Origin of the sequence: Actinospica sp., from assembly GCF_035552695.1 — a bacterium.
In the GTDB taxonomy this organism is placed as follows: Bacteria; Actinomycetota; Actinomycetes; order Streptomycetales; family Catenulisporaceae; genus Actinospica.
The window spans coordinates 1-7,282 of sequence record NZ_DASZKT010000081.1 but is presented as its reverse complement, the minus strand read 5'-3'; the positions used below and the strand labels follow the sequence as shown (position 1 = coordinate 7,282).

The 7,282-nt window shown below is 68.0% G+C and carries 8 protein-coding genes; all 8 read left to right on the top strand.

What is annotated here, in order from left to right; translation table 11 throughout:
• Positions 1-682: sigma-70 family RNA polymerase sigma factor (locus tag VG296_RS10755; RefSeq protein WP_325565498.1), on the top strand; the 682-nt coding region annotated here is incomplete at its 5' end.
• Between the two features lie 169 nt (positions 683-851).
• On the top strand, positions 852-1,469 hold the full coding sequence (locus VG296_RS10750; RefSeq protein ID WP_325565497.1) for a hypothetical protein: 618 nt from the start codon (positions 852-854) through the stop codon (positions 1,467-1,469).
• On the top strand, positions 1,466-1,603 hold the full coding sequence (locus VG296_RS10745; RefSeq protein ID WP_325565496.1) for a hypothetical protein: 138 nt from the start codon (positions 1,466-1,468) through the stop codon (positions 1,601-1,603). Before VG296_RS10750 ends, VG296_RS10745 begins: the two co-directional genes overlap by 4 nt.
• Positions 1,604-1,761: 158 nt before the next feature.
• On the top strand, positions 1,762-3,519 hold the full coding sequence (locus VG296_RS10740) for an ABC transporter family substrate-binding protein (protein ID WP_325565495.1): 1,758 nt from the start codon (positions 1,762-1,764) through the stop codon (positions 3,517-3,519).
• 105 nt (positions 3,520-3,624) lie between these two features.
• Positions 3,625-4,602, top strand: a complete 978-nt coding sequence (locus tag VG296_RS10735; RefSeq protein ID WP_325565494.1) for an ABC transporter permease — start codon at positions 3,625-3,627, stop codon at positions 4,600-4,602.
• Positions 4,595-5,536, top strand: coding sequence for an ABC transporter permease (locus VG296_RS10730; protein WP_325565493.1), 942 nt, complete (start codon positions 4,595-4,597; stop codon positions 5,534-5,536). Before VG296_RS10735 ends, VG296_RS10730 begins: the two co-directional genes overlap by 8 nt.
• Before the next feature lies 1 nt (position 5,537).
• The gene (locus VG296_RS10725) at positions 5,538-6,683 is read left to right on the top strand and encodes an ABC transporter ATP-binding protein (RefSeq protein WP_325565492.1); all 1,146 of its coding nucleotides are present in this window, start codon (positions 5,538-5,540) and stop codon (positions 6,681-6,683) included.
• A partial coding sequence (locus VG296_RS10720; RefSeq protein WP_325565491.1) for an ATP-binding cassette domain-containing protein occupies positions 6,680-7,282 on the top strand: 603 nt, incomplete at its 3' end. The genes VG296_RS10725 and VG296_RS10720, both read left to right, overlap by 4 nt.

Genomic DNA, 7,282 nt, shown 5'->3' with positions numbered 1-7,282 from the left:
GGTGCGCAACGCGTGCCGGATGCGGCTTCGGGTGAACGCGCCCGTGCCTGTCGGGGACTACCTCGCGGACCTGCCGTCGGCGGAGCCGGATCCGGCGGAACCGCTGGAGCGCGGCGCGCTGCGGGAGTGGGTCTGGCACGCCGTCAGCGAACTGTCCCCGCCGCTGCGTCTCGTGGTGATGCTGCGGTACTTCACCGCCGTGACGGCCTATCAGGACATCGCGCTGGCCTGCGGAATTCCGGTGGGCACGGTCCGCAGTCGGCTGAGCGAGGCGCGCGGCAGACTGGCGCGCGGTCTGCTGACGAGCGCGGACGCGGCGTACGGCGGCGTATCCGGGGTCGCCGAGCAGCGGTGCCGGGAGGCCGAGGCGTTGATCGGCTCCTTCGATCACGGCCGCATCGCCGACATAGCCGGGCAGCTTTGGCTGCCGACGGTCGAGTTCCGCTGGGCGAGCGGGAAACGCACGAAGGGCTACGACTATCCGCTCCGGGCGCTCGACCGGGACCTGTCCGCCGGGGTGCGCTTCCGGCTGCTGAACGTCGTCGGCGGAAGCGACGCGGCGATCTGGGAGACCGCGCTGATCAACCCGTCCGACGATCCGACGCACTGCCCGCCGGCCGCGCTCTGGGTACTCCAACTGAGTGACGGGCGTGCCGAGCACCTGCGGATCCTGCACCCGTGACCGGGCAAATATGACGCAGATCACAGTTGCGTGATCGAACTCCGGGACGATTTTCCGGATCGTGTGGGCATGACCGGCGATTCGTTTTCCCCCGAGTTGATCGCCCTGCTCGAGACCACCGAGGCCGAGCTACTACGCGTGCGAGGCGGGCGCGCCGTCCGACACCAAGGTGAAGCTCGGCATCGACACCGCGCGGATCGGTTGCGGCGTCGCGCTGTCCATGCGCGAGGACCCGACCAAGTCCTGGAGCAAGGCCCTCGGCTTCGGCGCCACCCAGCCGATCACCGCGGGCCTGATGGACGAGGTTTTCGCGTTCTACCAGGCCGTGGACGCACCGACGGCGATTCTGCAGATCGCCCCCTCGGCGCTGCCGCCTGACTGGCCGTCGATCGAGGCCGGCCTCGGCCTCAGCGGCGGTTCCGAATGGCTCAAGCTGGCCGGGCCGATCGACGGCCTCAAGCCCGAACCCGACAGCCCGACCCGGCTGCGCGTCGAGAAGGTCCGCCCCGAGCACGCCGAGGAGTGGGCCCGCGTCGTGCTGCGCGCCTTCGGGATGCCGGAGGACCTGGTCCCGATGTTCGCTGCATACATCGACAACCCGGCCTTCACGCCCTTCGCGGCCTGGGACGGCGACGAGCTCGTCGCCGGCGGCAACCTGTTCGTCTGCGGGCCGATCGCCTCGCTCAACACCGCCTCGACCCTGCCGAGCCATCAGCGGCTCGGCGCCCAGTCGGCCCTCGTCGCCGCCCGGATCGAGGCCGCCCACCAGGCCGCTGCCGATGGGTGATCGCGGAGACCGGCCGGCCGCAGCCCGGGGTCTCGAACCGCTCGCCGGCGAACCTGGAGCGCGCGGGCCTGCGGCCGGTCTACGCCCGGCGGAACTGGCGCTGGACCAACCCCGCCCTGCGCACGGCCGGCTGATCGCCGACCGACGCCAACAGAACTCACGCGGTTTCAGCTCCCTTCATTCTTTCGGCCGCATTCACCGCGCGTCGCCAGCCGAAACGCCCTAGTTTGGCACTAGTTGTCGGGTGAGATGCCCGTGAGAAACGGATGCCTAAGGTGCTGGAGGAGCGCGCATGTCAGGGAGAGAGAGGCGACCGCGCGGCAGGCGTCGGCTCGTCGTAGCGCTGGCGGGGGCCACCGGCCTCGCGCTGCTGGCAGCGTGCAGCGGGTCGAGCGGCGGCAGCGGTAGCGGGAGTTCGAGCACGTCCATCTCGGGCACCTCGGCCGCGGACAGTTACAACAGCGGCACGCCCAAGCAGGGCGGCTCGCTGACCTGGACCATCGAGAAGACGATGGACAACTGGAACCTGCTGTCCGCGGACGGCAACACCTTCGACTACGGCCAGATCATCAATGGCCTGACCCCGTCCACGTACCTGTTCAACCCGTCGTACGCGGTCACCATGAACACGGACCTGTTGGTCAGCGCCACCGAGACGAGCACCAGCCCGCAGACGGTCGTCTACAAGATCCAGCCGAACGCGGTCTGGTCCGACGGCACGCCGATCAACGCGGACGACTTCGTCTACAACTGGGAGATCCAGAACGGCTCGAACGCCAACATCGCGGCCGCCACCACCACCGGATTCCAGAACATCGAGTCGGTCACCGGCTCGGACAACGGAAAGACCGTCACCACGGTCTACAAGACGCCGTTCTCCGACTGGAAGTCGCTGTTCAGCACCATGTACCCGGCGCACATCGCCAAGCAGCACGGCGACAACCTGGCCTCCTTCAACTGGTTCCAGACGAACCCGCTGCCGGTCTCCGGCGGCCCCTTCGTGGTCTCCAGCGTCTCCTCGGACAAGACCTCGGTGATCCTCAAGGCCAACCCCAAGTACTACGGCAAGAAGCCGTTCCTCGACCAGGTCACCTTCCGCGCCATCACCGACTCCTCGCAGGAGCCGACGGCGCTGCAGAACAAGGAGGTCGACGGCATCTACCCGCAGCCGCAGACCAACCTGGTGACCCAGCTCAAGAGCATGGGCTCGACGATCCGCTACCAGATCGACGCCGGCCTGGGCTACGAGCACATCGACTTCAACCTGAAGAACTCGGCGCTCGGCAACTCGACCTGGGGCAAGACGCTGCGCACCGCGATGTTCACGGCCGTGGACCGCAACGCGATCCTGTCCAAGACCATCAAGCAGTTCCAGTCCTCGGCCGTGCCGCTCAACAGCCGGATGATGGTGCCCGGGCAGAACGGCTTCCAGGACAACGTCACCCAGGCAGGGCTCGGCGAGGGCAACAGTTCGAGTGCCGAGTCGATCCTGACCAAGGCGGGCTTCAAGAACGTCGGCGCCGGCAAGGGCGGGCTCGAGGCCCCGGACGGCACGAAGATCCCGACCTTCCAGATGAAGTACACGGTCGGCAACCAGATCCGGCAGGACACCTGCACGCTGTTCGCGGCGGAGATGGCGAACCTCGGCGTCACGGTGGCCGTCTCGCCGACAGACAACCTCGGCGCCACGCTCGCCCAGTCCGGCAACGGCTACAGCTACGACATCGTGGTCTTCGCCTGGGTCAACACCCCGTTCCCGGCCTCGGCCAACCAGCCGCTGTTCTCCACCGGCGGCGGCGGCAACTACGGCGCCTACTCGAACAAGAACGTCGACGCGTGGCTGGCCGCCGCGACGCAGACCACCGACACAGCCACCCAGGTCGCCGATCTGAACAAGGCCGACGCGCAGATCAGCCAGGACGCGTACACGCTTCCGCTGTACCAGAAGCCGACGCTGATCGCCTTCTATCCGAACCTGGTGAACGTCCGCGACAACGTGACTTCGATGGGCCCGACCTACAACATCGGGCAGTGGGGCCTGAAGTCCTGACGTGGAGACATCTGTCCTGCGGGGCGCGTGCGCGGTCGCAAGCCCCGCGCCCCGCAGGACTGCCATTCCTCCCCTCCCCAGCCGATCCGAGGGCCCGAGGCCACCATGCTCGCTTTCGCCGTACGACGCCTGCTGGTGTCGATCCCGGTCTTCATCGTCTCCACGTTCCTGGTGTTCCTGCTCGTGACCTGGGGCGCGGATCCGCTCGCGCAGCTCAAGGCGAAGAACCCGCCGCCGTCGCAGGCCGTGATCAACGCGATGGCGAACACGCTGTACATCAACCACTCGATCCCGGCGCGCTACGGGCACTGGTTCAGCCAGCTCTTCTTCCACGGGAACTGGGGCCCGTCGATCCAGTCCGGCATCGCGATCGGCCAGCTGCTCGGCACCAGTCTCGAGCTCACCGCCCGGCTCGTCATCCTCGCCATGATCCTGGCCGTCATCCTGGCGATCATCTCCGGCGTGATCAGCGCGACCCGGCAGTACTCGAAGACCGACTACACGATCACGCTGATCGGCTTCCTGTTCCTGTCACTGCCGGTCTTCTGGTTCGCGATCCTGCTCAAGCAGCTGGTCGTGAACATGAACAACAGCCTGAACTGGTACTTCATCTCGACCTACGGCGCGAACACCCCGGGTCTGTCCGGCTGGTCCGCGTTCAGCGACGCGGTCGGGCACCTGATCCTGCCGACGATCGTCCTGGCGATGTCCTCGTACGCGTCCTGGTCGCGCTTCCAGCGGGCGTCGATGCTCGACGTGCTCGGCAGCGACTACATGCGGCTGGCCCGCGCTAAGGGCCTGAGCCGCACGAGGGTGATGGTCAAGCACGGCCTGCGCACGGCGCTGATCCCGCTGACCACGCAGGTCGCCCTCGACACCGCCGCGATCCTCGGCGGCGCGGTGCTCACCGAGAACGTCTTCGGCTGGCAGGGCATGGGCACCATGCTGGTCACCGGGATCAACGCCGGAGACTTCAACACGGTCCTCGCCTGGCTCACCGTCGCGGCGATCATCGTCATCCTGTTCAACCTCATCGCCGACCTGCTCTACGGCGTGCTTGATCCGAGGATCCGCAATGCATGATCTCCCGACCGAGGACAACCAGAGCACCGGCAACATCACGCCGTCCGCCGGTCCCGTCGAGCGCGAATTCACCGTCCAGGCGCGCACCCAGTTCCAGCTGATCTTCCGTCGGTTCCTGCAGCACAAGCTCGCCGTGATCAGCGTGTTCGTGCTGGTCGCCATCGTGCTGCTGGCCTTCGTCGGCGGCGCGCTGTGGCACTACAAGTACACGGACATCACGCCGGACAACTCCGTGCCGCCCTCCGGCACGCACCCCTTCGGCACCGACAACCTCGGCTACGACGAGTTCGCCCGGGTGCTGCGCGGCACACAGCGGTCGCTGGAGATCGCGTTCACCGTGGCGATCCTGGCCACGGTGGTCGGCACGATCTGGGGCGCGATCGCGGGCTTCTACCGCGGGATCGTGGACTCGGTCATGATGCGCATCGTCGACCTCGTGCTCACCATCCCGATCATCGCGGCCGGCGCCCTGCTCGGGCACCACTTCCAGAGCGCCGGCTGGTCGGCCCTCGCCCTGGTCATCGCGGGCCTGTCCTGGCCGGCCGTGTCCCGGATCGTGCGCGGCCAAACGCTCTCGCTGCGCGAGAAGGAGTACGTGGAGGCGGCCCGCGCGCTCGGCGCGAAGGACAGCCGGATCATCTTCCGGCACATCCTGCCGAACGTGATCGGCCAGGTGATCGTCGTCGTCACGATCCTGGTCGCGCTCGCCATCCTGACCGAGTCCGCGCTGTCCTACCTGGGCTTCGGCGTGCAGGCGCCGGACACCTCGCTCGGCACGCTGATCTCCGCCGCGCAGACGGCGCTGCAGGGCGGCCAGTGGTGGCTGTTCTACTTCCCCGGCATCTTCATCATCCTGATCTGCCTGTCCGTCAACTTCATCGGCGACGGCCTGCGGGACGCGTTCGATCCGAGCCAGCAGAGGGTGCGTGCCTGAAATGACGCAGAGCGCGACGGCGACCGACACGGTGCTCTCGGTCCGCGACCTGACGGTGGACTTCCCGACCGGCGACGGCGTGGTGCACGCGGTGCGCGGGGTGTCCTACGAGCTGCGCTCGGGCGAGGTGCTCGGCATCGTCGGCGAGTCCGGCTCCGGAAAGTCGGTCACCTCGATGGCCGTGATGGGGCTGCTGCCGAAGACCGCGCGGATCGCCGGCTCGGTGCGCTTCCGCGACGAGGAGCTGCTCGGCCTGACGGACAAGGAGATGACACGCGTCCGCGGCAGCAAGATCGCGATGATCTTCCAGGACCCGATGACCTCGCTCAACCCCGTCTACAAGATCGGCTACCAGCTCGCCGAGGCCGTGCTCGCGCACAACGACGTGAGCAGGCAGACCGCGCGCAGGCGGGCGGTCGAGCTGCTGGACCTGGTCAACATCCCGCAGCCGGACAAGCGGGTCGACCAGTATCCGCACGAGTTCTCCGGCGGTATGCGGCAGCGCGTGGTGATCGCGATCGCGATGGCCAACGATCCGGACGTGATCATCGCGGACGAGCCGACCACTGCGCTCGACGTGACCGTGCAGGCGCAGGTGCTCGAATCGCTGCGTGCGGCGCAGCGCGAGACCGGCGCCGCGATGGTGCTGATCACGCACGACCTCGGCGTCGTCGCCGGGCAGGCCGACCGGGTCCTGGTGATGTACGCGGGAAAGCCGGTCGAGATCGGCACCGTCGAAGACATCTACTACAACCCGCGGATGCCCTACACGCTCGGCCTGCTCGGCTCGCTGCCCCGGCTGGACAAGCGGGAGCAGGAGCGGCTGACGCCGATTCAGGGCGGGCCGCCGTCGCTGGTCAACCTGCCGCCCGGCTGCCCGTTCACGCCGCGCTGCCCGCTGGCCCAGGAGATCTGCCAGACGCGCGAGCCCGACCTCGAGCCGGTGGACGGCAGCGGATTCACCGCGGCGGGACTGCGGATCCATCTGAGCGCCTGCCACTTCAAGGAGCAGGTCGCCCGGCAGGACCCGGCCGACCTGTTCACGGCCACCGCCACCGACGCGACCCTGCCGGCCGAGTTCGGCGCCGCTCCGGGAGCCGTCGAGATCGTGGACAACAACAACGGGACAGAGGACGAGATCCGATGACGATGCAGGAGGAACGCCCCGCACCCGCCGTCGATCGCGGCGAGCCGATCCTCTCCGTGCGCAATCTGGTGAAGGAGTTCCCGATCCACTCGCGCGGGCTGATCAGGCGAACCGTGGGCGCCGTGCACGCCGTCTCCGGCGTCTCCTTCGACATCCGCCCGGGCCAGACGCTCGGCCTGGTCGGCGAATCGGGTTGCGGCAAGACCACGACCAGCCGGGCGATCCTGCACCTGCAGCCCGCCACCAGTGGCGAGGTGATCTTCCAGGGCCGCGACCTGACGAAGATGCCGAAGGGCGAGCTGCGCCGGATGCGCCGGGACATGCAGCTCGTCTTCCAGGACCCGTACGCGAGCCTGAACCCGCGGATCACCGTGAACGAGATCATCGCGGAACCGCTGAAGATCCACGGCTTGTACGGCGCCAACGGCCAGCAAACCGTCAATGATCTGATGCAGCGCGTCGGCCTGAACCCCGAGCACGGAAATCGTTTCCCGCACGAGTTCTCCGGCGGCCAGCGCCAGCGCATCGGCATCGCCCGGGCACTCGCGCTCAAGCCGAAGGTGCTCGTGCTCGACGAGCCGGTCTCCGCGCTCGACGTC